The following is a 26,616-nucleotide window of genomic DNA, read 5'->3' as shown; positions in this document are numbered from 1 at the left end:
GCCGGCTCATGCCGGCCCGATGCCGTTGCGGCCTGCTAATCTTTCCGTTTTCACGTGGAATCCCGCACGACCCCATGCGCATCGCTCTCGGCATCGAATACGACGGCACCGACTTCAGCGGCTGGCAGCGCCTGAAGGACGAGGCCAGCGTGCAGGGAGCGCTGGAGCAGGCGTTGTCGAAGGTCGCCGACCATCCGGTCGAGGTCAGTTGCGCGGGGCGCACCGACGCCGGCGTGCATGGTCGCTGCCAGGTGGTGCATTTCGACACCGAGGCCCGCCGCGACATGCGCGGCTGGGTACTCGGCGGCTGCTCCAACCTCCCCCCCAGCGTGGCGGTGCTGTGGGCGCAGCCGGTGCCGGACAGTTTCCACGCGCGCTACGCGGCGCGCAGCCGGCGCTATCGCTACCACATCCTCAACCGGCCGGTGCGCGCGGCGCTGGACGCGCGCTACGTCACCTGGGAGCGCCTGCCGCTGGATGCCGCGCGCATGCATGCGGCGGCGCAGGCGCTGCTGGGCGAACACGATTTCAGCGCGTTCCGCGCCTTGTCCTGCCAGGCCGCGCACCCGCGCCGCAGCGTGCTGGCGGTGGGCGTGCGGCGCGACGACGGGCAGTTGTTCGTCGACATCGAGGCGAATGCGTTCCTGCACCACATGGTGCGCAACATCGTCGGCTCGCTGCTGCTGATCGGCCGCGGCGAGCAGCCGGTCGAATGGATGGCCGAACTGCTGGCCGGCCGCGACCGTCAGGTGGCCGGGCCGACCGCGCCGGCTTCCGGGCTGACCTTCGTCGGGCCGCGCTACGAGGTGCATTGGGGCTTGCCGGCGGAAGTCTGCCTGGCGGGAGCCGGCCAATGACCCGCATCAAGTGCTGCGGCATGACCCGGACCGGGGACGCGCTGCTCGCCGCGCAGCTCGGCGCCGATGCGATCGGGCTGGTGTTCACCGCACGCAGCAGACGGCAGGTAACGCTGGCGCGGGCGCGCGAGATCGTGGCGGCATTGCCGCCGTTCGTGGCCACCGTCGCCTTGTTCATGGACGACGAGGCGAGCCTGGTGCAACAGGTGCTCGATGAAGTACGGCCCACCTTGCTGCAGTTCCACGGCAACGAGAGCGACGACTGGTGCGCGCAGTTCGGCCGTCCGTTCCTGAAGGCCATCGCGATGGGCGGGGGCGCGGCGGCGCTGTCGCGGCTGCGGGAGTACCCGCGGGCTGCCAGCCTGCTGCTGGACGGCCATGTGACGGGCGAGGCCGGCGGCAGCGGCAGGACCTTCGACTGGTCACTGCTGCCGCGCGGGCTGGCGCAGCCGTTGATCCTCGCCGGCGGCCTGCACGCCGGTAACGTGGGCGACGCCGTGCGCGCGGCGCGTCCGTGGGCGGTGGACGTGGCCAGCGGGGTGGAGTCGGCGCCAGGAATCAAGGATCCGGCCCGGCTGGGAGCTTTCATCCGTGCGGTGCGCGCGGCGGACGCGGCGTAAGCGGCATGCCCATCGCGATCGAGGAACATCAGGATACCGGCCACCCCCTCGCACTCGCCGACCTGGTCGGTCGCGGCCGACCGCTGGTCATCCGCGGCCTGTGCCGCGACTGGCCGATGGTGGCGTGGGCGCGGCAGTCGGACACCGCATTCGCCCGGGAGCTGGCGCGGCTGGACAACGGCAGCGAGGTCGACGCGCTGCTGATGCCGCCGGGCGGGGACGGGGTGATCGGCTACAACGCGGCGTTCGACGGCTTCAACTACACGCATCACCGCGTCTCGATCAGCCAGGGCCTGCAGCGGCTGGCGCAGTACAGCCGCCAGCCGGATGCGCCGGGCCTGGCGATGCAGAGCGCGCTGATCTCCGCCTGCCTGCCGGGGTTGCTGGACGGTCACGCGCTGCCCTTCCTCGACCGCAGCATCCAGCCGCGCATCTGGATCGGCAACCGGGTCACCACGCCGGCGCATTTCGACGAGTACCACAACGTCGCCTGCGTGGTATGCGGCGCCAGGCGCTTCACCCTGTTCGCGCCGGAACAGGCGCGCAACCTGTACGTCGGGCCACTGGATTTCGCGCCCACCGGCGCGGCGATCGGCATCGCCCGGCTTGACCGCCCCGACGATCCGCGCTTCCCTCGGCTGAAGCTGGCCCTGGCCGAGGCACAGGTGGCTGATTTGCACCCCGGCGACGCGATTTACATCCCGCCGATGTGGTGGCACCACGTCGAGTCGCTGGAGCGCATCAACGCGCTGGTGAACTACTGGTGGAAACCCGTGCCTGCCGGCGGCTACGCACCGGACACGGCGCTGGGCTGCCTGATGCATTGCATCCTCACCTTCCTCTCGCTGCCGCCCGCGGAGCGGGCCGCGTGGAAGACGTTGCTGGACTACTACGTATTCGACGACGAGGATCCCGCCGCGCATATCCCCGCCGACCGGCGCGGGATACTCGGCCCGCTGACGTCCGAGCAGCTGGCCGGGCTGAGGGAAACCATCCGGCGTTACCTGTGACCCATCAGGCGGGCTTGCCGCTAAGATGATCGCTTGCCGCAGTGCGGCATGCTACCGAGTGAGGACATGAGCAAGATCGTGGATTACAACGCTTACCCCGACGCGCACGGCCGTTTCGGCAACTACGGCGGCAGCTACGTTGCCGAGACCCTGATGGCGCCGCTGGCGGAATTGACCGAGGCGTACCTGCGCCTGCGCGACGATCCGGCGTTCATCGCCGAACTCGACCGCGACCTCAAGCACTACGTCGGCCGACCGAGTCCGATCTATCACGCCGAACGGCTGTCGCAGCATGTCGGCGGCGCGCGTATCCTGCTCAAGCGCGAGGACCTGAACCACACCGGCGCGCACAAGATCAACAACACCGTGGGCCAGGCGCTGGTCGCGCGCAACATGGGCAAGACCCGCATCATCGCTGAGACCGGCGCCGGCCAGCACGGCGTGGCCAGCGCCACGGTGGCCGCGCGGCTGGGCCTGAAGTGCGTGGTCTACATGGGCGCGGTCGACATCGAGCGGCAGAAGATCAACGTCTACCGCATGAAGCTGCTCGGCGCCGAGGTGGTGCCGGTGACCTCCGGCTCAAAGACGCTGAAGGACGCGCTGAACGAAGCGATGCGCGACTGGGTCACCAACGTCGCCGACACCTTCTACATCATCGGCACGGTGGCCGGCCCGCATCCGTATCCCATGATGGTGCGTGATTTCAATGCGATCGTGGGCCGCGAGGCGCGCGCGCAGATGCTGGAGCAGTACGGCCGTCTGCCCGACGTGCTGACCGCCTGCGTGGGCGGCGGCTCCAACGCGATCGGCCTGTTCCATGCGTTCCTCAACGACGAAGGCGTGCGCATCGTCGGCGCCGAGGCGGCGGGCGAGGGCATCGCGACGGGACATCATGCCGCCTCGCTGGCCGCGGGCCGCCCCGGCGTTCTGCACGGCAACCGCACCTACGTGCTGTGCGACGACAACGGCCAGATCACCGAGACGCACTCGGTCTCGGCCGGCCTCGACTATCCCGGCGTCGGCCCCGAGCACGCGTTCCTGAAGGACACCGGCCGCGCCGATTATGTCGGCGTCACCGACGACGAGGCGCTGGAGGCGTTCCACCTGCTGGCGCGCACCGAAGGCATCCTGGCCGCGCTGGAATCCAGCCACGCGGTGGCGCAGGCGATCAAGCTGGCGCGTGGCATGCCGAAGGACGGCATCGTGCTGTGCAACCTGTCCGGCCGCGGCGACAAGGACGTGCACACGATCGCCGCGCGCGAAGGAGTCGAGGTATGAGCCGCATCGACCGTCGCTTCGCCGCGCTGAAAGCCGCCGGCCGCACCGGCCTGATCCCGTTCGTCACCGCCGGCGATCCGTCGCCGCAGCACATGGTGGCGCTGATGCACGCGCTGGTGGACGCCGGCGCCGACCTCATCGAACTGGGCGTGCCGTTCTCCGACCCGATGGCCGACGGCCCGGTGATCCAGCACGCCAGCGAGCGGGCGATTGCCAAGGGCGTGGGCCTGGCCGACGTGCTGGGCTGGGTCGCCGCGTTCCGCCGGCGCGATGCGGACACGCCGATCGTGCTGATGGGCTACTTGAATCCGGTCGAGATCCACGGCTACGCGCGCTTTGCGCAGGAGGCCGTGCAGGCCGGCGTCGACGGCCTGCTGCTGGTCGATTGCCCGCTGGAGGAGTCCGCCGTGCTGCAGCCGCTGCGCGACGCCGGACTGCAGCAGATCCTGCTCGCCGCGCCCACCACCGAACCCTCGCGTATGGCGCAGCTGTGCGGTTCGGCCGAGGGTTTCCTGTACTATGTCTCGTTCGCCGGCATCACCGGTGCGGCACACTTGAGCACCGGCGACATCGCTGCGCGCGTGGCGGATATCCGCACCCGGGCGAAGGCGCCGGTGGCGGTGGGCTTCGGCATCCGCGATGCGGCGAGCGCGCAGGCGATCGCCGGCTTCGCCGACGCGGTGGTGATCGGCAGCGCGTTGGTGGATCGGCTGGCCGGGGCGACGGATGCCGAGGAAATCGTCCGACGCACGCAGGCGTTCCTGGCGCCGATCCGCGCCGCGCTGGATGCACATTGAGAGCACGCACCGCCGGATGGCGGCGCGCTCACGAACAGTCAGGGTGATGCAATGAATTGGCTGCAGAAAATCATGAACCCGCGCACCCGCCCGCAGGCCTCGAACGGCGGCAAGGGCTCGGTGCCCGAGGGCGTGTGGGAGAAGTGCAGCGGCTGCGGCACGGTGCTGTACAAGCCGGAGCTCGAGCGCAACCTGATGGTCTGCCCCAAGTGCGGCCATCACCACTACATCAGCGCGCGTGCGCGGCTCGATGCGCTGCTCGACGAAGGTTCGGCGCAGGAACTGTGGGCCGGCCTGGAGCCGACCGATCCGCTGAAGTTCCGCGACTCCAAGAAGTACCGCGACCGCATCGTCGCGACCCAGAAGAAGATCGGCGAGAAGGACGCGATGGTCGCGATGAGCGGCCGGCTCAAGGGCCGCCCGCTGGTGGCGACGGCGTTCGAGTTCGCCTACATGGGCGGTTCGATGGGTTCGGTGGTCGGCGAGAAGTTCGCGCGCGCCGCCGAGCGTGCGCTGGCCGACCGGAGCGCGCTGGTGTGCTTCTCCGCCACCGGCGGCGCGCGCATGCAGGAAGCGCTGTTCTCGCTGATGCAGATGGCCAAGACCTCCGCCGCGCTGGCGCGCCTGCGCGACGCCGGCGTGCCGTACATCAGCGTACTGACCAACCCGACCACCGGCGGCGTCTCCGCCAGCCTGGCGATGCTGGGCGACATCAACATCGGCGAACCGAAGGCGCTGATTGGCTTCGCCGGCCCGCGCGTGATCGAGCAGACCGTGCGCGAGACCCTGCCGGAAGGCTTCCAGCGTTCGGAGTTCCTGCTGGACCACGGCGCGATCGACCTGATCGTCGACCGCCGCGAGATGCGCGACAAGCTGGCCGACCTGCTCGGCATCCTGATGAAGGCGCCGCGCGCGGCCTGATCCGGGGTCGCCACGACGATGCGATGCCGCCTGCGGGCGGCATCGCCGTTTTCGCGGTCGGGTTTTCCACAGACGCTGTGGAAGCGCATCGGCAAAGCCTGTGGACAAGCGTCGTGCGGCGCTTTTCCGTCAGGCACTTGCTACGCGTTGCGCAGGGGTTGCGCAGCGCTGCCGGCTGCGCAGGCGGTCGGCATGCGTTTTTTTCCACAGCGATGGTGGGTGTCTTCTGTACAAGCCTGTGGACAAGCGCGGCGCGCGCCTTTGTCGACAGGCACTTGTCACGCGCTGCGGTTTTTTTGCGCAGCGGCGCGAAGTTCTCCACAGCGGTTGTGGAACGCGCGCGGCAAAGCCTGTGGACAAGTAGGCTATCTGCCTGAGCGCAAAGGCAACGCCGACGGCGTGCGCAGAAGTTGCGCAGCGGCGTGTTCAGAGCGGCGCCGCGATCAACCAGATCGAGGCGCTGCCGAGGCCGCCGCCGATCACGATGGCGGCCAGCACGTCGCTGGGGTAGTGCAGGCCGAGGATCACCCGCGACGCGGCGACCAGCGCGGTGAAGCCCAGCAGCAGCGGCGCCAGCGACGGATACCAGGCCAGCGCCACGATGGTGAAGCCCACCGCCTGCAGGGTATGCCCGGACGGGAAACTGAACTCGTCCAGCGGCGGCACGTGCGCGATCACGCCGGGACAGGCGCGGTACGGACGCGGGCGGCGCGTCCAGCGCTTGAGCAGGCGGTACAGCAGCAGCGCGGCGAGCCCGGTGACCGCCATGTGCGCGGCCGCGACCAGCCCGTGCCGGCCGCCGAACGCCGCCAGCGCCGCCATCAGCGCATACCAGAACACGCCGTCGCCGAGCCGGCTGACCATGCCGAAGAATGCCCCCACCACGCGGCGGGCGCCCCAATGGTTGGCGATCACGCAGACGCGGCGGTCCAGCGCGAAACGCGGCCCGGGCAGGAGTTCAGACGTGGGCAGCGACGGAGGCGTGTTCATGCAGGTTCTCCTCGGCCATTTCGCGCAGCAGGTTTTCGAAATCGCGGATCACCGATTCCGGCGAGAGTCCCGCCACGCCGGCATGCGCCGCGCGGCCCATGTGCCGGATCAGCGCCGGGTTGCTGGCCAGCCTCACGGTGGCGTCGATGAAGGCCGCCTGGTCGCCCGAGGCGATGCAGCAGCCGTTGACGCCGTCGACGAGGTGCTCGCGCGCCGCGCCCTCGGCGTACGCCACCACCGGCAGGCCGGCGGCCAGTGCCTCGATGATCACGTTGCCGAAGGTTTCGCTGAGGCTGGGAAACGGGAACAGGTCGGCGCTGGCGACGTGCCGCGCCAGCGCCTCGTCGCGCTGCATCCCGGCGAAGATGAAATCCGGGTGGGCTTCCTGCAGCGCGGCGCGGGCGGGACCGTCGCCGACCCACACGTAGCGCGCCTGCGGCACCTGCTGCTGGACCGCCTGGAACGCCTGCACCGCGAGCTCCAGATTCTTTTCCGCGGCGATGCGACCCACGTAGAGCACCACCGGCGTGGCGGCGTCGGCGCCCCAGCTCGCGCGCAGCGCCTCGTCGCGCCGGCTGGGATGGAACAGCTGCGTGTCCACCGCGCGACGCAGCAGGCGTGCGTTGGAAATGCCCATGGCGTGCAGCTCCAGTGCGAGTGCGTTGGTCGGCACCAGGGTGGCGACGGCGCGCATGTGGAAGCGGCGCAGGTAGCCGCGCACCAGCGGCGTGAGCAGGCCCACGCCGTAATGGCCGGCGTACTGGTCGAAACGGGTGTGGAAACCGCTGCTGATCGGAATGCCCATCCGCCTGGCGGTGCGCACGGCCGACCAGCCCAGCGGGCCTTCGGTGGCGACGTAGACCGCGTCGGGGCGTTGCCGCGACCAGTGTTCGCGCAGCGTGCGGCCGGCGGGCAGGCCGAAGCGCAGCCCCGGGTAGCGGGGCAGCGCACCGCCGCGCACGTCGAGCGCGGCGATGCCGGGTTCGTCGCGGTGCGGCGGCGACTGGCGCGGGCGGATCAGGTCGATGCTGTGGCCGTGGGCGGCGAGTCCGGCGGCGAGGCTATGTACGGTCAGCGCGACGCCGTTGATTTCCGGTGGATAGGTTTCGCTGACGATGCCGATGCGCATGCGGATACCCGTGCTGGCTTGGCGCAGCTTCGCGGGGCGGCGTTGCGCTGGCGTGGCGGGCGCATGACGCTGCGCTTACACTGGGCCATGCTTCCCGCGCTGGAGCCCGACGATGAAACGCATCCTGCTCGCCCTGGCACTGACCGGACTGGCCGGTGCCGCGATCGCCGCCGATGTCCCCGCCGGCTTGCCGGTCACGCCGGCCCCCGCCGGCGCCGGGGTCTACATCATCTCGCCCGTCGACGGCGCCACCGTGGGCCGGGAGGTCACCGTGCGCTTCGGCCTCAAGGGCATGGGCGTAGCGCCGGCGGGCGTGGCTCGGGAGCATACCGGCCACCACCACCTGCTGGTCGACGTGAAGGAGCTGCCGCCCGCCGGCCAGCCGATCGCGAAGGACGACGACCATCTCCACTTCGGCGGCGGCCAGACCGAGACCACGCTGAAGCTGAAGCCCGGCACGCACACCTTGCAGCTGGAACTGGGCGACGAGAACCACGTGCCGTTCGAGCCGGCCGTGGTGTCGAGGAAGATCACCATCCACGTCAGGTAGGCCGGTGCGCCGATGGCGCCGGATCCTTCCGGAGCGTTGCCATGAAACTGCCGATCCTCGCGTTCGCCCTGTCCATGCCGCTGGCCGCGATGGCCTCCGCGACGCCCATGCTGCAGGAACGGCGGGCGGCCGAGCCCGGCACGCCCGCCACCCCGGCCAGGCCCCACCAGCCGCTGTTCATCGTCAAGTACGTGCTGGTGGACGCGCCGCCGGAGGCGAAGGACGTCCCCCGGCTCGATCCGGGCGATGGCCGGGCGGCGATCCATGCCGTGCCGCTGTCGGGCGGGCAGTGGCCGGTCGTGCCGCTGGGCACTGTTTTTCGCGATCCCAACATGTACGTGTGCAGCAGTTGGGGATGCCGGGGCGCCCACTGAGCGTCCCGTCCATGCCGCGGGCCGGGTGGGTTCGGCTAAAATGCGCGGTTTGACGTCCGTCCGAAGAATCCCATGACCGTCCGCACCCGCTTCGCCCCCAGCCCCACCGGTTTCCTGCATATCGGCGGGGCGCGCACCGCGCTGTACTGCTGGCTGGAGGCGCGCCGGCGCGGCGGCCAGTTCATCCTGCGCATCGAGGATACCGACCGCGAGCGCTCCACCGACGAGGCGGTGCAGGCGATCCTCGATGCGATGCACTGGCTCGACCTCGACGCCGACGAGGGCCCGTTCTACCAGACGCAGCGGCTGGCGCGGTACAGGCAGGTCGCCGACGGGCTGGTCGCCGCGGGCAAGGCCTACTACGCCTACGAGAGCAAGGAAGAGATCGAGGCGATGCGCGAGGCCGCCATGGCGAAGGGCGAGAAGCCCCGCTACAACGGCCACTACCGCGATCGCAACGAATCTTTCCGTGAAGATCCCAATCGCGTGATCCGTTTCCGCAACCCGAGCGAAGGCTCGGTGGTGTTCGACGACAAGGTGAAGGGCCGCATCGAGATCGCCAACAGCGAACTGGACGACCTGGTGATCTTCCGCTCCGACGGCTGGCCCACCTACAACTTCGCCGTGGTGGTGGACGACATCGACATGGGCATCACCGAGGTGATCCGCGGCGACGACCACGTCAACAACACGCCGCGGCAGATCAACATCTACCACGCGCTGGGCGCGCCGGTGCCGGAGTTCGCGCACCTGCCGATGATCCTCGACAAGGAAGGCAAGAAGCTCTCCAAGCGCACCAACTCGGTCAGCGTGATGGAGTACCGCGCCGACGGCTTCCTGCCGCACGCGATCCTCAACTACCTGGTGCGGCTGGGCTGGTCGCACGGCGACCAGGAAATCTTCTCGCGCGAGGAGATGATCGCGCTGTTCGACATCGCCGACGTCAACAAGGCCGCCTCGCGCTTCGACACCGAGAAGCTGGCCTGGCTCAACCAGCACTACCTGAAGACCGACGCCCCGCAGTCGCTGGCCGCCGAATTCGAGTGGCACCTGCAGCGGGCCGGCATCGACTTCGCGCATGGCCCGAAGCCGGTCGACGTGATCGTGGCGCTGCGCGACCGCGTGCACACGCTGAAGGAAATGGCCGAGCGCGCGAAGATCTGGTACGGCCCGATCACCGAGTGGGACGACAAGGCGGTCGCCAAGCACCTGAAGAACGACAGCGCACCGGCCGTGCTGGGCGAGGCGAAGGCGCTGCTGGCCGAGTGTGCGTGGACTCCCGAGGCGATCCACCAGGCGGTGGAGCAGCTCGCCGCCAAGCTCGGCCTGGGCATGGGCAAGATCGCCCAGCCGCTGCGGGTGGCGATGACCGGCACCCAGGTGTCGCCCTCGATCGACCACACCGTCTACCTGGCCGGCCGCAGCGAGGCGCTGCGGCGCCTCGACGACGCACGAGCCCGCGCGCAGGGCTGAGCCCCGCGCGGATCATGGCTTCGGCGTGGCATCCGACCAGTCGCCGCCGAGCGCGAGGTACAGCGCCGCGGTGTCGGCGTAGCGCGCCGCCTGCATCTGCACCGCGGCGATGCGCGCCTGCCGCCAGGCCTGTTCCGCCGCGAGCACGGCCAGCCCGCCCACCTGGCCCGCCTGCTGCTGCCGGCGGGTGAGTTCCAGCGTGCGCCGCGCCGCGGCTGCCGCGGCGGTGGCGGCCTCGGTCGCGCGGGCGTCGGCTTCCAGCGCGTAGAGCGCGTCGGCGACGTTCTGGAACGCGACCAGCACGGCGCCGCGGTACTGCGCCACGGCTTGCTGCAAGGCGGCTTCGGCGGCGCGCTGGCGATGCTTCAGCGCACCGAAGTCGAGCACGCTCTGCGCCACGCCGCCGGTCAGGCTCCAGAACGTGTTGCCCGAGGCGAACATCCGGCCGAACGCGGTGGCGCTGCCGCCGTACTGCGCGGACAGCGAGAACTGCGGGAAACGGCTGGCCACGGCCACGCCGACCTGGGCGCTGGCGGCATGCACCTGGGCCTCGGCCGCGCGCACGTCCGGGCGCCGCTCGACCAGCGTGGCGGGCAGCGCCACCGGCACCTCGCGCGGCAGCTGCAGCCCGTCCAGCGCGAACGGCGGATCGCTCGCCTGCGCGGGCGGTTCGCCGGCCAGCACCGCGAGCAGGTCGCGGTTCTGTTCCTCCTGCTTCTGCAGCACGGGCAGGCTGGACCGGGCCTGCGCCAGGGCGGTTTCCTGCGCCGCCACGTCGAGGCCGGAAGCGCCACCCAGTTCCGCCTGCCGGCGCACCAGCGCGAGCGCGCGGGTGGCGTCCGTGACGATGCCTTCGGTCGCCTCGATCTGCGCGCGCAGCGAGGCTTCCTGGATGGCCGCCGCCACCACGTTCGCGGCCAGCGCCTGCCGCACGGCTTCCAGCTGCAGGCGCTGCGCCTGCGCCTGCGCGGCGAGCGACTCGACGCACCAAGGCATCCAGCGGCGGCGAGCCGAAGGCCTGCCACCATGCCCCGGCATCATCGGTGCTGAGTGCCAGGCGCTGGTTGTCGCCGTGGCTGCCCACCGTCGCCGGCAACGGTCCGCGCAGGTAGGCGTCCGCTGCCGGCAACGCCGGGCGCCGGTAGTCGGGGCCGACCGCGCAGCCGGCGACGAGCACCGCGGCGGCGAAACAGGTGACGGAACGGATCACGGGTGCGTTCACGGCGCAGCCTCCGCCGCGGCACGGCGCCGGCTCCGCCGCTGCGACCACTCCACCACCAGCACCTGCAGCGCGGGCGCCACCACCAGCAGCATCACCGGCCCGAGCAGCATGCCGCCCACCACCACCGTGGCCAGCGGGCGCTGCACCTGGCTGCCGATGCCGCTGGACAGTGCCGCGGGCAGCAGGCCGATGCAGGCCGAGAGCGCGGTCATCAGCATCGGGCGCATGCGCTGTTCGGCCGCCAGGCGCATCGCCTCCGCCGGCGGCTGGCCCTCGAACAACAGGTGGTTGAAGTGGGTGATGACCAGGATGCCGTTCATCACCGACACGCCGAACAGCGAGATGAAGCCGATCGCGGCCGACACGCTCAGGTTGAGCCCCGTCAGGTACAGCGCGATCAGGCCGCCGCCGATCGAGAAGGGGATCGCGGCGAGCGTGAGCAGGCTGTCGCGCAGCGAGTTGAACAGCGTGTAGAGCAGGGCGAGGATCAGGCCGACGGCGATCGGCAGCACCACCGCCAGGCGCGCCTTGGCCTGCTGCATGTCCTCGAACTCGCCCGCCCATGCCAGGTGGTAGCCGGCCGGCAGCACGACGTGCTCGGCGATGCGCCGCTGCGCTTCGGCCACGGTGCCGCCGAGGTCGCGGCCGCGCACGCTGAACTTCACCGGGATGAAGCGCTCGTTGCGCTCGTGGTAGATGTAGGAGGCGCCGGTGTCGAGCGAGATGTCCGCCACGTCGCGCAGCGGCACGTAGGCCGTGGCGCCGTTCGGTGCGGCATAGCCGACCTGGATGCCGCCGATCGCCTGCACGTCGGAGCGGTACTGCGGCGCCAGCCGCACGGTCAGCGGGAACTGGCGGTCGCCCTCCATCACCGTGGTGGCCTGGGTGCCGCCGGCCGCCGCCTGGATCACGCTGTTGATGTCGCCGGTGTTGAGGCCGTAGCGCGCCGCTTTGGCGCGGTCGATGGTGATGTCGAGGTTGGGCTGGCCGAGCACGTGGAACACGCCGAGGTCCTCTACGCCGCGCACCCGGCGCATCTGCTCCATCACCTGGTCGGCCAGCTTCTCCAGCACCGGCAGTTCCGGGCCGACGATCTTCACCGAGTTGGCGCCCTTCACGCCGGACAGGCCCTCTTCGATGTTGTCCTGGATGTACTGCGAGAAATTGACCTGCACCCCGGGGAAGGCCTGCTCGAACTCGCGCTGCAGCGCATCCACCAGCTTCTCCTTGGTGTCGCCGGCGGGCCACTCGTCCTGCGGCTTCAGCGGCACGAACAGCTCGACGTTGTAGAAGCCCGAGGCATCGCTGCCGTCGTCCGGGCGGCCATGCTGGGAAACCACGGTGATCACCTCCGGATGCGCCTTGATCAGGCGCCGCATGCGGCCCGCCTGGGCCTCGCCGGCCTCCAGCGAGATGGTGGTGGGCATGGTGGCGCGGATCCACAGGTTGCCTTCTTCCAGCGTCGGCATGAACTCGGTGCCGATGCGGATGACCAGCAGCCCGGCGACCAGCAGGAAGCCCAGGCCGATCAGCACGGTCAGCCGGCGCCGGCGCAGCGCCCAGCACAGCACCGGCGAGTAGAGCCGGCGGATCGCGCGCACGAACCAGGTCTCCGTTTCCGCGACATGGCGCGGCAGCAGCAGCGAGGCCAGCACCGGCGTCACCGTGAAGGTGGCGATCAGCGCGCCGGACAGCGCGTAGGCGTAGGTGCGCGCCATCGGGTTGAAGATCTGGCCTTCCACGCCCTGCATGGTGAACAGCGGGATGAAGGCGGCTACCGTGATCGCGGAAGAGAACAGCACCGCCCGGTCGACCTGGATCGCGCTGATGAACAGCAGGCGCAGGCGCTCCTTCCAGCTGTGCGCGGCGCCGCCGCGGGCGTACATGGCGAACTCGTTCTGTGCGTGCTCGTGCAGCAGTTCCTGCCGCTCGTCGGCGCTCTTCTGGAAGTTGCGGAAGATGTTCTCGATCAGGATCACCGCCGAGTCGACGATGATGCCGAAGTCCACCGCGCCCACCGAGAGCAGGTTGGCCGACTCGCCCAGCGCCACCATCAGGATGATGCTGAAGAACAGCGCCACCGGTATGTTGGCGCTGACGATCACCGCGCTGCGCAGGTCGCCGAGGAAGGTCCACTGGATCAGGAACACCAGCAGGCAGCCGAACAGCAGGTTGTGCAGCACCGTGCGGGTGGTGACCGCGACCAGGGTGGAGCGGTCGTAGATCGGCGCGAGATGCACGCCGGCGGGCAGGGTGCCGTCGCTGTTCAGCTTGTCGACCTCGGCCTTGACTCGGGCCACCACGTCGCTGGTCTTCTCGGTGCGGTTCATCACCACGATGCCGGTCACCACGTCGTCCTGATCGTCGCGGCCGGCCTGGCCCAGGCGCGGCACGTGGCCGACCGAGACCCGGGCGACGTCCTTCACCAGCACCGGCGTGCCGTGCGACTGCGCCAGCACGATGTCGCCGATGTCCCCGGTGTCGCGGATCAGGCCGATGCCGCGGATGTTCACCGACTGCTGGCCGATGTTGATCGTGCGCCCGCCGACGTTGGTGTTGGCATTGCCGATCGCCGCGATCAGCTGGGGCAAGGTGATGCCGTAGCCTTGCAGCCGGTGCAGGTCGGCGTCCACCTCGTAGGCCTTGGTGGTGCCGCCCCAGGTGACCACCTGGGCCACGCCGGGCACCGACAGCAGGCGGTGGCTGACCACCCAATCCTGCAGCGTGCGCAATTGGGTCAACCCGAAGTGCGGCGGGCCGACCAACTGGTAGCGGTAGATCTCGCCGACCAGGCTGGAGGCCTGGATCTGCGGCTGCACGCCGTTGGGCAGGTTCACGTTCTGCTGCAGGTTGAGGGCGGCCTGCGTGTACGCCTGGTAGTAGCCGACGCCGTACTTGAAGGTGACGCGCACGAAGGACAGGCCGTAGAACGAGGTGGAGCGGATCGTGTCCACCCCAGGCGTGGTCGCCAGGCCGAGTTCCATCAGGCGTGTATAGGAGCGCTCCATTTCCTCGGCCGACAGGCCGGGTGCCTGCGCGGTGATTTCCAGGATCACCGGGGCCGGGTTCGGATAGGCCTCGATGTTGAGCTTCGAATACGCCACCAGGCCGGCGATCAGGAACGCCAGCAGCGCCATCAGCACGATGGAGCGGCGATTGAGCGCGAATGCGACGATGCCTCTGAGCACGATCCGTTTCCTTGCGGGTGGGCTGCCGGCGGTTACTGCGACTGCAGCGCCAGCGCATTGCTCAGGAACAGCGCGCCGGTGCCGGCCACGCGCTCGCCGGCGGCGAGGCCGGCGACGATCTCGTCCTGGCCGTCCTGCTGCCGGCCCAGTTCCACCGGGCGCCGCGTGAAGCGGCGGCCGTCGGTGGTGACGTATACCGTCATGGTGCCGTCGCCCTCGCGCACCACCGCGTCCGCCGGCACCGCCACGGCTTGCGCCGGCGGCGCGGTGCGCACCTCCATGCTGGCCAGCATCTGCGGGCGCAGCCGTGCGTCGGCGCCGTGCAGCACCGTGCGCACCTGCACGCGGTGGGTGGCCGGATCGACGCTGCTGCCGACCAGGTCGACCCGGCCCTGCAACGTCAGCCCCCGCAGCGCATCCACCCGCACGCTGGCCGGATCGCCGGGACGGATCTCGGCGATCTCGTCTTCCGGCACGGTGGCCACCATCCACAGGGCATCGTCGGCCGCCACGCTGATGGGCGCGGCGCCGCCCTGTTGCAGCCAGTCGCCCGGGGCCACCGCGCGCGTCGCCACCCGCCCGGCGATCGGGCTGGTCACGCGCAGCTCGCCGTCGATGGCGCGGCGGGCGGCGATGCGGTCGATCTGCGCGTCGGTCAGGCCGAGCAGGCGCAGCGCCGTGCGTGCCGAGCGGTAGCTGGCCTCGGCGGTCTGCTGGTCCGCGACGGCCTGTTCCAGGTCCTTGCCGGCGTTGGCCTGGATGTCGAACAGATGGTGCGCGCGTTCGAGGGTATGGCTGGCCAGGGCGCGCATGCCGGTGGCGGCGACCAGGTTCGATTCGGCCTGGGTGAGGTCGGCGCTGTCGACGGTGAACAGCACCTGCCCCCTGGCCACGCGGTCGCCGACCTGCACCAGCACCTGCCGCACGCGCCCCTGGTAAGGCGAGGACACCTGGGCCAGGCGGTCCTGGTCGAAGTCGATGTAGCCGACGGCCTGGAGGCGACGGTCGAACGCGCGCCATTGGGACGGCAGCACGGCCACCTGCTGCGCCTGGCGCTCGGTCAGCGTGACGCTGTCGCCGGGCCGGGCCGCGGCGGCGGGCGGGTCGGCCCGGCGGCCGCAGGCGGCGAGGGCGGCGAGGGCGGCCAGCAGTGCCGCGAGCAGGCACGGGTGCAGCGCCGGGCGCACCGTTCGGATGAGGTCATGCATCACGCATTCCTTGGGGCGGGGGCATGCGCAGGTCGCGCGGCCATGGGCGGCGTGCGGGGCGAGGCCGCCGCCTCGGCGTGGACCGCTGCGGAAGGCCGCGTGCCGGGCGGCGCTACGCGTGCTGGGCGGCGCTAAGTTAGTCGCGCGACCCGGAAGGGAACAGTTACCGTCCGGAAAGGTTGTCGTCGCTCCCGCGCGGCAGCCGGATGACCACGCGAAGGCCGGGGGCCGCATCCTCCAGCCGAAGCCGCCCGCGATGCAGGGCGACCACGGCCGCCGCGATGGACAGGCCCAGGCCGTTGCCGCGCTGGTAGCGGCTGGCGTCGACGCGGAAGAACGGCTCGGTCGCCCGGCCCAGCAGCCCGGGCGGAATGCCGGGGCCGTTGTCGGCCACCTCGATGCGCACGCCTTTCGCCGCGGCGCGCACGTCGACCCGCACCACGGTGCCATGGCCGGCATACTTGAGCGCGTTGTCGAGCAGGTTGGCGAGCACGCCCGCCAGCAGGTCGCGGTCGGCCTCCACTTGCGGCTCGCCCTCGACCGCCAGCGTGAGCGTCATGCCCTCGTTCTCGGCCGCCGGCTGGTACAGCTCGACGATGTCGCCGACCAGTTCGCGCAGCGCGACCGGTTCGAAGTTCTGGCGGCGCACGCCGGCTTCCGCCTCGGCGATCTGCAGCAGCTTGTCCACCAGGCGGGTGACCGCGTCGATCTCGTCGATCGCGCTTGCCGCGCCTTCGCGCAGGGCCTGTGGCGGCTGCTGCGGATGCAGCGCGTCCTCCAGTACGGCGCGGATGCGGCCCAGCGGCGTGCGCAGGTCGTGCGCGATCGCGTTGGAGACGTCGCGGGCGCTGTCCATCAGCTGCTCGATCTGGTCGAGCATGCGGTTGACGTCGCGCGCCACCATCGCGAACTCGTCGCGCGAACGGCCGACCGCGATGCGCCGGTCCAGCCGCCCGGCGGCGACTTCCTCGGTGGTGCGGTGGATCGCCTTGAGCTGGCGTTGCAGCTGCAGCCGCACCAGCAGCGCGCCGCCTGCCGCCAGCGCGAAGGCGATCAGGCCGCCCATGGCCAGCGCGGCCAGCACCATGCGTTCGAGGTCGCGCTGGTCCTGCAGGTCGCGCCCGACCACCAGCACCGCGCCGTCCGGGAAGCGGTGCACGAGCAGGCGTCCCACGGTGTCCTGGCCGCGCCGCCGCACCTGCTGCTCCAGCAGTTCCCCGGTGGCGGTGCCGGTGGCGCGCCAGCGGTCGAGGTTGCCGATCAGCACGCCGCCGTCGGGGGCGTCGAGCTGGTAGATCTCGGTGTTGACGTCCTGGTCGTCGTTGAGCAGGCCGAAGATCTCCTGGCGCAGCGCGGGCATTCCCTGGTGGTCGTGCAGTTGCACCAGCCGGCGCGCCCCCAGCTCGAGCTGCTTGTCGATGTTGCGCGCGAGCAGGCCGGCGGTGCCGATGTAGAAGATCGCCGAAACCACCGCGACCGAGACCAGCAGCAGCAGGCCGTAGCCCAGCGCCATGCGCAGCACGACGGAATGGCGCAGGCCGCCGCCCATGGCACTCATTCGGCGCGCAGGGTATAGCCGACCCCGCGTGCGGTGTGGATCAGCGGCGCCGGGAAGTCGCGGTCCACCTTGTTGCGCAACCGGCTTATCTGCACGTCGATGACGTTGGTTTCCGGATCGAAGTGATAGCCCCACACCGCGGTGAGCAGCATCCGCCGGGTAACCACCATGCCCTGGTGGCGTGCCAGGTATTCGAGCAGCTGGTATTCGCGCGGCTGCAGCGCGATGGCCTGGGTGCCGCGGTGCACGCGCCGGTTGCGGGTGTCCACGCGCAGGTCGCCGATCTCGATCACGTCCGGTTCGCCGCGCTGCACCGCGCGCCGCGCCAGCGCCTCGATCCGCGCCAGCAGCTCGTCGAACGCGAACGGCTTGCCCAGGTAATCGTCGCCGCCGCTGCGCAGGCCGCGCACGCGCTCGTCCAGGCTGGACAGCGCGCTCAGCACGATCACGGGCGTGGCGACACCGTGGCTGCGCAACGCGGCGAGCACGCCGAGGCCGTCCACGCCGCCGGGCAGCATGCGGTCCAGCACCACCACATCCCAGCTGCCGTCCAGCGCCAGGCGCAATCCGGCATCGCCTTCATGGCATGCCCGCACCACGTGGCCGGCCCGCTCCAGCCCTTGGCGGACCAGTTCGGCGGTCGCCAGGTCGTCCTCGATCAGCAGGCAGCGCATGGGCGATGGTTCCTCGTGGGCTCGACGGCGGCGCCCGCTTGCGTGCGGGCGCCGCCTGCGGACAGCATCGCGCCTATCCTAACGGCAGGCGTGCGCATCGCATGAACGAATGGCTGGACAGGGCGGCCGCGGGAATCGACCCCGCCGCACCGGATGCCTTCTGGCAGATCTTCCTCAACCTGATGCGGCTGGTGCCGTGGGCGGCGCTGTTCTGGTGGAGCCTGCTGTTCGTCTTGGTCGGCGCGCTGCTCGGCTGGTGGCGGGGACGGCTGGTCGAGGGCATCGTGTGGGCCGCGCTGCTGGGGCCGCTGGGCTGGTTGGTGGTGCTGGCCCGGCCGCGTCGCGTGCCGCCGCCGCTGCCCGGGCGGGGGCGTGGCAGGGGTGTATGATCGCTGCCGAGGTGACCCCATTGACGACTGCCATCTCCGCCAAGCCGCACCCGCATCACCATCATCACCACGACGACCCCAGGGGGTTCGTGGCGGCGGTGGAACTCGCCAGCGAGAAGCGCGGCCTGCGCCTGACCACGCTGCGCCGCGAGGTGCTGGAGCTGGTTGCCGCCGCGGACAAGCCGATCAAGGCCTACGATCTGCTCGACCAGTTGCGCGAGCGGCATGGCAATGCGGCGCCGCCCACGGTCTACCGTGCGCTCGATTTCCTGCTCGAGAACGGCTTCATCCACAAGCTGGAGTCGATCAACGCCTTCGTCTCCTGCCACCACCCGGCCGAGGCGCACCAGGTGCCGTTCCTGATCTGCGACACCTGCTCCAGCGCGGAAGAGGTCTGCGACGAACGGGTGGCCGAACTCATCGAGGCGCAGGCCAGGGCGCTCGGTTTCCGGCCGCAGGCGCAGACGCTGGAGGTGCACGGCACCTGCAGGCATTGCCGCAAGGGTTGAGCGGCGGTACCGGGATCTGGCGTTTTGTGATGTTATAAAGTAACATTGTGCCGACCGGGTACAGAGTCGCCACGTCTGGCGACGCCGGCACGGGCCGATGGATTCCGAGCAGACAGGCAAAACGCGCTGGTGGCACGCGGCCGATCGCATAGGCGCGACGGCGTCGTTCCTGTGCGCGATCCACTGCGCGCTGCTGCCGTTCGTGCTGGCGGTGCTGCCGCTGGTGGGCCTGGAATTCCTGGCCGACCATCGCTTCGAGCGCGGCTTCGTGATGTTCGCCTGTGCACTGGCCCTGGTGGCGCTGGTCCGCGGCTTTCGCCGCCACGAGCAACCGCTGCCGCTGCTGCTGGCGGTTCCCGGGCTGGCCTTGCTGCTGCTCGGGGTCACCTATGCCGAGGGGTATGCGACCGCCCTGCACGGCGTGCTGGTGACTTCCGGCGGCCTGCTGCTGGCCGGCGCGCATTTCGTCAACCTGCGCCGTGATCGGCGCTATGCCCGCGATCACGTGCACGGCCCGCAGTGCGCGCATTGAGCCGCGCCGCGGCCCCTCGTGATTGTGTAACGGCGACCGTCGTTCCTAGCATGCGCGCGTGAACGCCACGCACGCCCACCACCACCATCATGCGCATCCGCACGAACACGCCGCGGCGGTTGGCGGGCGCGCGCGCAAGCTGCTGTTCGCGTTCGTGCTGACCGTCCTGATGATGGTGGCCGAGGTGGTCGGCGGCATGTGGTCCGGCTCGCTGGCCCTGCTCGCCGACGCCGGCCACATGATGGTCGATGCGCTGGCCCTGCTGCTGGCGGTGGTCGGCGCCTGGATGGCGACCCGGCCGGCCGATGCGCGGCGCAGCTATGGCTACGGCCGGATCGAGGTCCTGGCGGGTTTCGTCAATGCGCTGAGCCAGTTCGTGCTGGTCGGCTGGATCGTCTACGAAGCGGTTGCGCGCCTGCTGCACCCTGGGGAAATCCTGTCCGGGGTGATGCTGGTGGTGGCGATCGTGGGCCTGCTGGTGAATGTGCTGGTGCTGCGCATCCTGTACGGGCATGCGCACGACGACGTCAACCTGGCCAGCGCCAGCCTGCACGTGCTGGGTGACCTGCTCGGCTCGCTGGCGGCGGTGCTGGCGGCGCTGGCGATCCGCTGGTTCGGCTGGCTCTGGGCCGATCCGCTGCTGTCGCTGCTGGTGTCGCTGCTGATCCTGGGCAGCGCGTGGCGATTGCTGCGGATGTCCGCGCACATCCTGCTGGAAGGCGTACCCGACGGCATGGACAGCGCCCAGGTGGAGGCGGCGCTGCGCACCGCCGATCCGGGCATCCGCGACATCCACCACCTGCATGTGTGGCAGCTGGCATCCGGTTCGCGCATGGCGACCCTGCATGCCGAACTGGGCGAGCATGCCGATGGCGCGAGAGCCCTGCAGGCGATCAACCGGATGCTGGCGGAGCGTTTCGGGATCCAGCACGTGACCGTGCAGATCGATCCGGGCGAGTGCTTCGACGCCAGCGGGGACTGCGCCGGGCACGCGCACCGTTGACATGACGCAGCGGTCCGACACTGCTATGATCACCGGCCGTTCATCCGATAAATCAAGGAGTTCCCATGGGTAAGGGCGATCGCAAGACCCGCCGCGGCAAGACTTATCGCGGCAGCTACGGCAATACCCGTACGCACGGCGTGCTGCCGGCCGTGGTCGGCGCCAAGCCGACCGTGACCAAGCCGGCCGCCGCCAAGAAGGCCGCGCCAAAGAAGAAGTCGGCCTGAGCCGGTTTGCATCGAGCAAAAAAAGCCCCGCCTCGGCGGGGCTTTTTTGTGGGCGGACCGCGCCGCGTGGCAGGCGGTCGCGGGTCAGAAACGGTACTGCGCGCCCACCGACCACAGCCGGCGCGGCTCCAGCTGCAGGCCGTTGACGCGCTGCCAGACGGGCAGCTGGACGAAAGCGAACGCGTTCAGCCGCGGACCGAGCTTCACGCTGATGCCCGGGCTGAGGTAGGCGAACGTCGCGCCGCTGTTGGGGCGGTCGGACTGCGGGCCGCTTTCGCGCCGCTCGCTGTGGATGTTGAGCTGCAGCTGGGGGGTGATGCGCTTCATGCCGAGATAGCGCACGCCGAAGTCGATATTCAGCGAATTGCCGGGCCGGAAACCGCTCCGCGCGTCCAGCGGAACCTGCGCCATGGCCTGGCCGAAGTAGGCCAGCGCATCGCTGAGGTAGCCGAATTTGTACACGCCGATCAGCGCGTCGGTGGTGCCGGTGCCCAGTTGCAGGCCGCGGTCGAGTGGCTGGCCGGCCTGCGGGCCGGCCGCGAAGTTCTGGGTGAAGCGCCCGGTGGGCAGTTTCACGCCGAATTGCATGCCGAGACCGGCATCCTCGCTGAAGCCCTGGTAGCGCGCGAGCAGGCGCAGGTCGCCGATGCCCCGCGCATCGGAAGTGGAGATGTCGGTGTCGCCGGTGGCGATGGTCTGGTGGTGGCGGTCGGTGTACGGCAACTGGGCCGAGATGCCCCAGTAGCGCGAGAAGTTGTAGTCCGCGCCGAGCAGGGTGGTGTGGTTGATGGTCTTGCGCTGCACCTCCTCGTCGGCGGGGTACTGGAATGCCGAGCGGTTGACGGTATCGGTGCCGTGCATCAGCCGCGACTGGTCGAAGTAGTCCTCGCGCACGCTGAGGTGCAGGCCGCTGCTGGTGGCGTAGCCCTGGCTGGACCAGTCCGAGTTGAGCGAGCAGCCGCAGGTGGAGCAGGCGTTCGCCAGCGCCGGGGCCAGTGCGACCGCGAACAGCGTGGCGGCGGCGAGGCGTCGATGGCGTGCGCACGGCCGCGGCGACCGGGAGCCGATGTGCGACTGGTATGAGTCCGGATGTTCCACGTGCGCTCTCGATGGGCTGGATTGACTTCGTCATTGTCCCACCGCGACGGCTGCGCCAGTTGCGGCGTGACGCCGCAACTGGCTGACCCAGGGCCGGACGCGGGTTGGATGCGTCGGCGGGCGGATAGGTTCCCGCCGGTCCGCGCCGCGCGGCAGGCCTGCCGCATGCTGCGTCGGCGTGCACGCCGGCCAAACTGAATGGTAGCTCGATCCGTGCCGGCTGCCCGGTTTGCGGCGGTGCCGCATGCCATGTATGATGCGCACCATTGTATTAATGCATTAGTACGTTATGAAGCGTCGATCGCGCGATCCCGAGACCCCGGCCGAGTCCGCCGAGCAGAGCCTGTGCGAGGCGCTGCTGTCGCTGAAGAACGTCGAGGAGATGGCTGCCTTCCTGGGCGACCTGTGCACCCCGGCCGAGCTCGAGGTGCTGGTGGACCGCTGGCGGGTAGTGCCGTTCCTGCTCGATGGCGTGCCGTACCGCGAGATCCACGAGCACACGGCGGTCAGCATCACCACCATCGGCCGGGTCGCGCGCTATCTCAACCAGGGCAACGGCGGCTACCTGGCCGCTGCGGCCCGCGCGGCGCGGCGGCAGGCCCAAACCACGAGGAAGAAGGCATGAAGCCGCGCGACCGTTTGCGCATCGCGATGCAGAAATCCGGCCGGCTCACCGAGCCGGCGCTGGACCTGCTGACCCGCTGCGGGCTCACCTTCCGGCAGAGCCGCGACAAGCTGTTCTGCTTCGGCGAAGGCGAGCCGGTGGATCTGCTGCTGGTGCGCGACGACGACATCCCCGGCCTGATCGCGCAGGGCGTGTGCGATCTCGGCATCGTCGGGCGCAACGTGCTCAGCGAATTCCAGCTCACCGGCGGACGCGAGGCCGAGCCGCTGGCCGAGCTGCGCCCGCTCGGCTTCGGCCGCTGCCGGCTGTCGATCGCGGTGCCGCAGGAGCTGGATTACCGCGAGCCGCGGCAGCTGCAGGGGCGGCGCATCGCCACCTCGTATCCCGGCCTGCTCGGTGAATGGTTGCGCGCGCAGGGCGTCGATGCCGGCGTGGTGACCCTGGCCGGCTCGGTCGAGATCGCGCCGAAGCTCGGTACCGCCGATGCGATCTGCGACCTGGTGCAGAGCGGCGGTACGCTGGTGGCGAACCAGCTGCGCGAAGCCGACGTGCTGCTGCAGAGCGAGGCGGTGCTGGCCGGCCCGCTGGCGCTGCCGGCGGACGAACGCGGCGACCTGCTGGAGCTGCTGCTGAAGCGGCTGGACGGGGTGATCCAGGTGCGCGAGTCGCGCCTGCTGCTGCTGCAGACCTCGCGCCACTCGCTGGAGGCGGTGACCCGGCTGCTGCCGGGCGGCCCGCAGCCGACCCTGCTGCCGGTGGCCGGCCAACCGGATCAATTGATGCTGCAGGCGCTGTGTGCCGGCGAGGTGAGCTGGCGGCAGCTGGAAGAGATCAAGAAGGCCGGGGCGCGCGAGATGTTCGTGCTGCCGGTGGAGAAAATGTTGGCATGAGTCAGGTTGACATGAAGAGCAGGTTCGCATGAAACGTCTGGACTGGAACGCCCTGGATGAAGCGGCGCGCCGCGAAGCGCTGGCGCGCCCCGCGCAGTCGCGTGCCGATGAACTGCGTCGCGGCGTCGAGCGGATCATCGCTGCCGTGCGCGAACGCGGCGACACGGCGCTGCGCGAACTGAGCGCGAAATACGACTGCTGCGCACTTGACGCGATCGCGGTGGGCGAGGCCGAATTCGCCGCGGCCGAGGCTTCCCTCGATCCGGCCCTGAAGGCAGCGATCCGCGAAGCGGCGGCGCGCATCGAGCTATTCCACCGCGCGGCGGCGTTGCAGCCGGTGGCGGTGGATACCGCGCCCGGCGTGCGGGTGGAGCGCATGCTGCGGCCGATCGGCCGGGTCGGCCTGTACGTGCCGGCCGGCAGCGCACCCTTGCCGTCGACCGCCTTGATGCTGGGCGTGCCGGCGCACATCGCCGGTTGCCGCGAGGTGGTGCTGTGCTCGCCGGCGCGCGCCGACGGCCGCTGCGACGAGGCGGTGCTGTATGCCGCGCGCCTCACCGGCGTGCACAAAGTGTTCAAGCTGGGCGGCGCGCAGGCGATCGCCGCGATGGCCTACGGCACCGCCAGCGTGCCGAAGTGCGACAAGCTGTTCGGCCCCGGCAACGCCTGGGTCACCGAGGCGAAGCTGCAGGTGTCGTCCGACCCGGACGGCGCCGCTATCGACATGCCGGCCGGCCCGTCGGAAGTGCTGGTGATCGCCGATGCCGAGGCGAACCCGGTGTTCGTCGCCGCCGACCTGCTGTCGCAGGCCGAGCACGGGCCGGATTCGCAGGTGATCCTGCTGAGCCCGTCCGCCGGCCTGCTCGACCGGGCGGCGGCCGAGGTCGAACGCCAGTGCGCCGAATTGCCGCGCGGGGCGATCGCCGGCCGGGCGCTGGCGCAGAGCCGGCTGATCGCCGTCGATTCGCTGGCGCAGGCGGTGGAAGTGAGCAATCGCTACGCGCCCGAACACTTGATCCTGCAGGTGGCCGCGCCGCGAGCGCTGCTCGACGGCATCGAGAGTGCCGGCTCGGTCTTCCTCGGCCAGTGGACGCCCGAATCGGTGGGCGACTACTGCAGCGGCAGCAACCATGTGCTGCCGACCTACGGCTACGCGCGCAGCTACAGCGGCGTGTCGGTGGGCAGTTACCAAAAGCAGATCAGCGTGCAGGAAGTCAGCGCCGACGGCCTGCGCAATATCGGCCCGTGCACCGCCACGCTGGCGGCGGCGGAGCAGCTGGAGGCGCACCGCCGTGCGGTGACCCTGCGGCTGGAGGCCCTGGCATGAGCGTGCTCGATCTGGCGCGGCCGGAGATCCGCGCGATGCAGCCGTACTCCTCGGCACGGATGGAGGCCAGCGGCGGCGAGGTCTTTCTCAACGCCAACGAATCGGCGTGGACGCCGGTGGGCGACGGCGGCCTCGGTTGCAACCGCTACCCCGAGCCGCAGCCGGCGGCGCTGCTCGAGGCGCTGGCGGCGCTCTACGGTGTGCGGCGCGAACAGTTGCTGGTCGGCCGCGGCAGCGACGAGGCGATCGACCTGCTGGTGCGCGCGTTCTGCCGCGCCGGCCGCGACGCGATACTGATCCAGCCGCCCACGTTCGGCATGTACGCGGTGTGCGCTCGGGTGCAGGACGCGGGCATCGTCGAGGTGCCGCTGGCGGCGGATTTCACCCTGGACGCGGATGCCGTGCTGGCCGCGCTGACCCCGGCGGTGAAGCTGGTCTTCATCTGCACGCCGAACAATCCCACCGGCCAGCTGGTGCCGCGTGCCGATGTCGAACGGCTGGCGCAGGCGCTGGCCGGCCGTGCGCTGCTGGTGGTGGACGAGGCCTATGTGGAATTCGCCGAGCGGGGCAGTGCGGCCGACCTGATCGACCGCTACGACAACCTTGCCGTGCTGCGCACCTTGTCCAAGGCCTGGGCGCTGGCCGGCGTGCGTATCGGCAGCCTGCTGGCGAACGCCGACGTGATCGCGCTGCTGCGCCGGATCATGGCGCCGTACCCGCTGCCGCTGCCGAGCGTGGATGCGGCGCTGCTGGCGCTGTCCGGCTGGGGCCAGGCGAACGCGCGCGAGCGCATCGGCATCGTGCGCGGGGAGCGCGCACGGATGCAGGTGGCGCTGCGCCGGTTGCCCGGGGTGCGCGAGGTGCTGCCGTCGCAGGCGAACTTCCTCGCCGTACGCTTCGACGATGCCGGCGCCGCCTACCGGCGCCTGCTTGCCGCCGGCATCGTGGTGCGCGACGTGCGCCGCTACCCGAACCTCGGCGACGCGCTGCGCATCACCATCGGCACCCCCGCGGAGAACGATCGGGTGCTGGCCGTATTGAAGAGTCCGGCCATGGATGGCAGGGTTTCTGCCGAGGGATCGGCATGAACAAGCGCAAGATACTTTTTGTCGACCGTGACGGCTGCCTGATCGAGGAGCCGGCCGACGAACAGATCGACAGCTACGAGAAGCTGGCCCTGCTGCCCGGCGTGATCGCCGCGCTGCAGCGCTTCGTCGCCGCCGGCTACGAGCTGGTGATGGTGACCAACCAGGACGGCCTGGGCACCGACAGTTTCCCGGAGCCGCATTTCACCGGGCCGCACGAACTGCTGATGCGCATCCTCGCCTCGCAGGGCATCCGCTTCCGCGAAGTGCTGATCGACCGCAGCTTCCCGCATGAGGGCAGGGACACGCGCAAGCCCGGCGTGGGCATGCTGCGCCACTACCTGGCCGACGACGGCTGGAGTCGTGCGGCGTCGGCGATGGTCGGCGACCGCGAAACCGACCTGCAGTTCGCCGCGAACATGGGCGTGCGCGGGTTCCGCGTCGGCGCGCAGGGCGTGGGCTGGGAGGAACTGGCCCACCAGCTGCTCGATGCGCCGCGCGTGGCCACGGTGGTGCGCAACACGAAGGAAACCCGCATCACGGTCAGCGTGGACCTGGACAAGGTGGCCGAACCGCAGGCGCACACCGGGCTCGGCTTCTTCGACCACATGCTGGAGCAGATCGGCAAGCACGGCGGCTTCGCGCTGAAGCTCGACTGCGACGGCGACACCCACATCGACGAGCATCACACCATCGAGGATTGCGCGCTGGCGCTCGGCAGCGCCTTGAAGCAGGCGCTGGGCGACAAGCGCGGCATCGGCCGCTACGGCTTCACCTTGCCGATGGACGAGGCGCAGGCCAGCGCCGCGCTGGACCTGTCCGGCCGGCCGTACTTCGTGTTCGAGGGCAGTTTTCCGCGCGAGCGCGTAGGCGAGGTGCCGACCGAACTGGTGCCGCATTTCTTCCGTTCGTTGTGCGAGACGCTGGGCGCGAACCTGCACCTGAGCGTGCGCGGCGACAACGCGCACCACATGGTCGAGGCCTGCTTCAAGGTGGTGGCGCGCGCGCTGCGCCAGGCGATCGCCCGCTCCGGCAGCGAACTGCCCAGCACCAAGGGAAGCCTGTAATGTGGCGATCAATGC

At 70.4% G+C, this 26,616-nt stretch carries 26 protein-coding genes and 1 pseudogene; 19 read left to right on the top strand and 8 right to left on the bottom strand.

Annotated elements, in window-relative coordinates; translation table 11 throughout:
* The first annotated feature begins 74 nt into the window (after positions 1–74).
* The 6 genes from truA (at position 75) to accD (ending at position 5,483) form a co-directional block, all read left to right on the top strand.
* Positions 75–857, top strand: a complete 783-nt coding sequence (truA, locus tag RHOFW104R8_RS00255) for a tRNA pseudouridine(38-40) synthase TruA (RefSeq protein ID WP_068090558.1) — start codon at positions 75–77, stop codon at positions 855–857.
* Positions 854–1,477: a phosphoribosylanthranilate isomerase gene (locus RHOFW104R8_RS00250; RefSeq protein WP_068090557.1), complete on the top strand. Its 624-nt coding sequence runs from the start codon at positions 854–856 to the stop codon at positions 1,475–1,477. The genes truA and RHOFW104R8_RS00250 overlap by 4 nt, the downstream gene beginning before the upstream one ends.
* A 5-nt stretch (positions 1,478–1,482) precedes the next feature.
* Entirely contained in the window at positions 1,483–2,487 is a 1,005-nt protein-coding gene (locus RHOFW104R8_RS00245) for a cupin-like domain-containing protein (RefSeq protein ID WP_068090556.1), read from the top strand.
* Positions 2,488–2,553: 66 nt separating this feature from the next.
* Complete coding sequence (gene trpB / locus RHOFW104R8_RS00240; protein WP_068090552.1) at positions 2,554–3,765, top strand: tryptophan synthase subunit beta; 1,212 nt, start codon at positions 2,554–2,556, stop codon at positions 3,763–3,765.
* The gene (trpA, locus tag RHOFW104R8_RS00235; protein WP_068090550.1) at positions 3,762–4,562 is read left to right on the top strand and encodes a tryptophan synthase subunit alpha; all 801 of its coding nucleotides are present in this window, start codon (positions 3,762–3,764) and stop codon (positions 4,560–4,562) included. Before trpB ends, trpA begins: the two co-directional genes overlap by 4 nt.
* A 51-nt stretch (positions 4,563–4,613) precedes the next feature.
* The gene (gene accD, locus RHOFW104R8_RS00230) at positions 4,614–5,483 is read left to right on the top strand and encodes an acetyl-CoA carboxylase, carboxyltransferase subunit beta (RefSeq protein WP_068090548.1); all 870 of its coding nucleotides are present in this window, start codon (positions 4,614–4,616) and stop codon (positions 5,481–5,483) included.
* Positions 5,484–5,909: 426 nt separating this feature from the next.
* On the opposite strand, the gene RHOFW104R8_RS00225 is transcribed toward accD, so the two are convergent.
* Positions 5,910–6,473, bottom strand: a complete 564-nt coding sequence (locus RHOFW104R8_RS00225; RefSeq protein ID WP_068090546.1) for a phosphatase PAP2 family protein — start codon at positions 6,471–6,473, stop codon at positions 5,910–5,912.
* The gene (locus RHOFW104R8_RS00220) at positions 6,442–7,602 is read right to left on the bottom strand and encodes a glycosyltransferase family 1 protein (RefSeq protein WP_068090544.1); all 1,161 of its coding nucleotides are present in this window, start codon (positions 7,600–7,602) and stop codon (positions 6,442–6,444) included. The genes RHOFW104R8_RS00225 and RHOFW104R8_RS00220 overlap by 32 nt, the downstream gene beginning before the upstream one ends.
* Before the next feature lie 112 nt (positions 7,603–7,714).
* On the opposite strand from RHOFW104R8_RS00220, the gene RHOFW104R8_RS00215 reads away from it, so the two are divergent.
* The 3 genes from RHOFW104R8_RS00215 to gltX all read left to right on the top strand — a co-directional run bounded on the left by RHOFW104R8_RS00215 (position 7,715) and on the right by gltX (position 9,999).
* The gene (locus tag RHOFW104R8_RS00215) at positions 7,715–8,152 is read left to right on the top strand and encodes a DUF4399 domain-containing protein (protein WP_068090543.1); all 438 of its coding nucleotides are present in this window, start codon (positions 7,715–7,717) and stop codon (positions 8,150–8,152) included.
* Positions 8,153–8,193: 41 nt separating this feature from the next.
* The gene (locus tag RHOFW104R8_RS00210; protein ID WP_068090539.1) at positions 8,194–8,526 is read left to right on the top strand and encodes a hypothetical protein; all 333 of its coding nucleotides are present in this window, start codon (positions 8,194–8,196) and stop codon (positions 8,524–8,526) included.
* A gap of 72 nt (positions 8,527–8,598) precedes the next feature.
* The gene (gltX, locus tag RHOFW104R8_RS00205) at positions 8,599–9,999 is read left to right on the top strand and encodes a glutamate--tRNA ligase (RefSeq protein ID WP_068090537.1); all 1,401 of its coding nucleotides are present in this window, start codon (positions 8,599–8,601) and stop codon (positions 9,997–9,999) included.
* Between the two features lie 12 nt (positions 10,000–10,011).
* On the opposite strand, the pseudogene RHOFW104R8_RS00200 reads toward gltX, so the two are convergent.
* From RHOFW104R8_RS00200 to RHOFW104R8_RS00180, 5 genes and pseudogenes are all read right to left on the bottom strand, one after another.
* Positions 10,012–11,209: pseudogene (locus RHOFW104R8_RS00200) on the bottom strand (efflux transporter outer membrane subunit).
* 8 nt (positions 11,210–11,217) lie between these two features.
* A complete protein-coding gene (locus tag RHOFW104R8_RS00195; protein ID WP_068090531.1) occupies positions 11,218–14,409 on the bottom strand; it encodes an efflux RND transporter permease subunit in 3,192 nt (1,063 codons plus the stop codon).
* A gap of 32 nt (positions 14,410–14,441) precedes the next feature.
* Entirely contained in the window at positions 14,442–15,617 is a 1,176-nt protein-coding gene (locus RHOFW104R8_RS00190) for an efflux RND transporter periplasmic adaptor subunit (protein WP_068090530.1), read from the bottom strand.
* Positions 15,618–15,780: 163 nt separating this feature from the next.
* Positions 15,781–17,175 (bottom strand): HAMP domain-containing sensor histidine kinase, encoded by a 1,395-nt coding sequence (locus RHOFW104R8_RS00185; protein WP_082823468.1) that lies wholly within the window; start codon positions 17,173–17,175, stop codon positions 15,781–15,783.
* On the bottom strand, positions 17,172–17,849 hold the full coding sequence (locus tag RHOFW104R8_RS00180) for a response regulator transcription factor (protein ID WP_068090527.1): 678 nt from the start codon (positions 17,847–17,849) through the stop codon (positions 17,172–17,174). The genes RHOFW104R8_RS00185 and RHOFW104R8_RS00180 overlap by 4 nt, the downstream gene beginning before the upstream one ends.
* A gap of 101 nt (positions 17,850–17,950) precedes the next feature.
* Here RHOFW104R8_RS00180 and RHOFW104R8_RS00175 point away from each other — a divergent pair, with 101 nt between their 5' ends.
* The 5 genes from RHOFW104R8_RS00175 (at position 17,951) to RHOFW104R8_RS16800 (ending at position 20,509) form a co-directional block, all read left to right on the top strand.
* A complete protein-coding gene (locus tag RHOFW104R8_RS00175) occupies positions 17,951–18,238 on the top strand; it encodes a hypothetical protein (RefSeq protein ID WP_068090525.1) in 288 nt (95 codons plus the stop codon).
* Positions 18,235–18,747, top strand: a complete 513-nt coding sequence (locus RHOFW104R8_RS00170; RefSeq protein ID WP_068090523.1) for a transcriptional repressor — start codon at positions 18,235–18,237, stop codon at positions 18,745–18,747. Before RHOFW104R8_RS00175 ends, RHOFW104R8_RS00170 begins: the two co-directional genes overlap by 4 nt.
* Before the next feature lie 97 nt (positions 18,748–18,844).
* Positions 18,845–19,279, top strand: a complete 435-nt coding sequence (locus tag RHOFW104R8_RS00165; protein WP_068090522.1) for a MerC domain-containing protein — start codon at positions 18,845–18,847, stop codon at positions 19,277–19,279.
* A gap of 58 nt (positions 19,280–19,337) precedes the next feature.
* Positions 19,338–20,282 carry a cation diffusion facilitator family transporter gene (locus tag RHOFW104R8_RS00160; protein ID WP_068090520.1) on the top strand — a complete coding sequence of 315 codons (945 nt, stop codon included), beginning with the start codon at positions 19,338–19,340 and terminating at the stop codon, positions 20,280–20,282.
* A gap of 65 nt (positions 20,283–20,347) precedes the next feature.
* Positions 20,348–20,509 carry a 30S ribosomal protein THX gene (locus RHOFW104R8_RS16800; protein ID WP_082823467.1) on the top strand — a complete coding sequence of 54 codons (162 nt, stop codon included), beginning with the start codon at positions 20,348–20,350 and terminating at the stop codon, positions 20,507–20,509.
* Between the two features lie 84 nt (positions 20,510–20,593).
* Here the strand turns inward: RHOFW104R8_RS16800 and RHOFW104R8_RS00155 are convergent, their stop codons facing one another.
* Positions 20,594–21,607 carry a hypothetical protein gene (locus tag RHOFW104R8_RS00155; RefSeq protein ID WP_068090518.1) on the bottom strand — a complete coding sequence of 338 codons (1,014 nt, stop codon included), beginning with the start codon at positions 21,605–21,607 and terminating at the stop codon, positions 20,594–20,596.
* A 289-nt stretch (positions 21,608–21,896) separates the two neighbouring features.
* Here RHOFW104R8_RS00155 and RHOFW104R8_RS00150 point away from each other — a divergent pair, with 289 nt between their 5' ends.
* Genes RHOFW104R8_RS00150 through hisB form a run of 5 tightly spaced genes read left to right on the top strand, consistent with a single transcriptional unit; the run spans position 21,897 to position 26,601 of the window.
* Positions 21,897–22,232 (top strand): YerC/YecD family TrpR-related protein, encoded by a 336-nt coding sequence (locus RHOFW104R8_RS00150; RefSeq protein WP_068090512.1) that lies wholly within the window; start codon positions 21,897–21,899, stop codon positions 22,230–22,232.
* Positions 22,229–23,122, top strand: a complete 894-nt coding sequence (gene hisG / locus RHOFW104R8_RS00145; RefSeq protein ID WP_068090511.1) for an ATP phosphoribosyltransferase — start codon at positions 22,229–22,231, stop codon at positions 23,120–23,122. Before RHOFW104R8_RS00150 ends, hisG begins: the two co-directional genes overlap by 4 nt.
* A gap of 28 nt (positions 23,123–23,150) precedes the next feature.
* Complete coding sequence (gene hisD / locus RHOFW104R8_RS00140; protein ID WP_068090510.1) at positions 23,151–24,449, top strand: histidinol dehydrogenase; 1,299 nt, start codon at positions 23,151–23,153, stop codon at positions 24,447–24,449.
* Complete coding sequence (hisC, locus tag RHOFW104R8_RS00135) at positions 24,446–25,537, top strand: histidinol-phosphate transaminase (protein WP_068090509.1); 1,092 nt, start codon at positions 24,446–24,448, stop codon at positions 25,535–25,537. Before hisD ends, hisC begins: the two co-directional genes overlap by 4 nt.
* Complete coding sequence (gene hisB / locus RHOFW104R8_RS00130; RefSeq protein ID WP_068090507.1) at positions 25,534–26,601, top strand: bifunctional histidinol-phosphatase/imidazoleglycerol-phosphate dehydratase HisB; 1,068 nt, start codon at positions 25,534–25,536, stop codon at positions 26,599–26,601. The genes hisC and hisB overlap by 4 nt, the downstream gene beginning before the upstream one ends.
* The last annotated feature ends 15 nt before the right edge of the window (positions 26,602–26,616 follow it).

The organism is Rhodanobacter sp. FW104-R8 (genome assembly GCF_001617365.1).
In the GTDB taxonomy this organism is placed as follows: Bacteria; Pseudomonadota; Gammaproteobacteria; order Xanthomonadales; family Rhodanobacteraceae; genus Rhodanobacter.
This window is presented reverse-complemented; position numbering and strand designations above follow the sequence as displayed.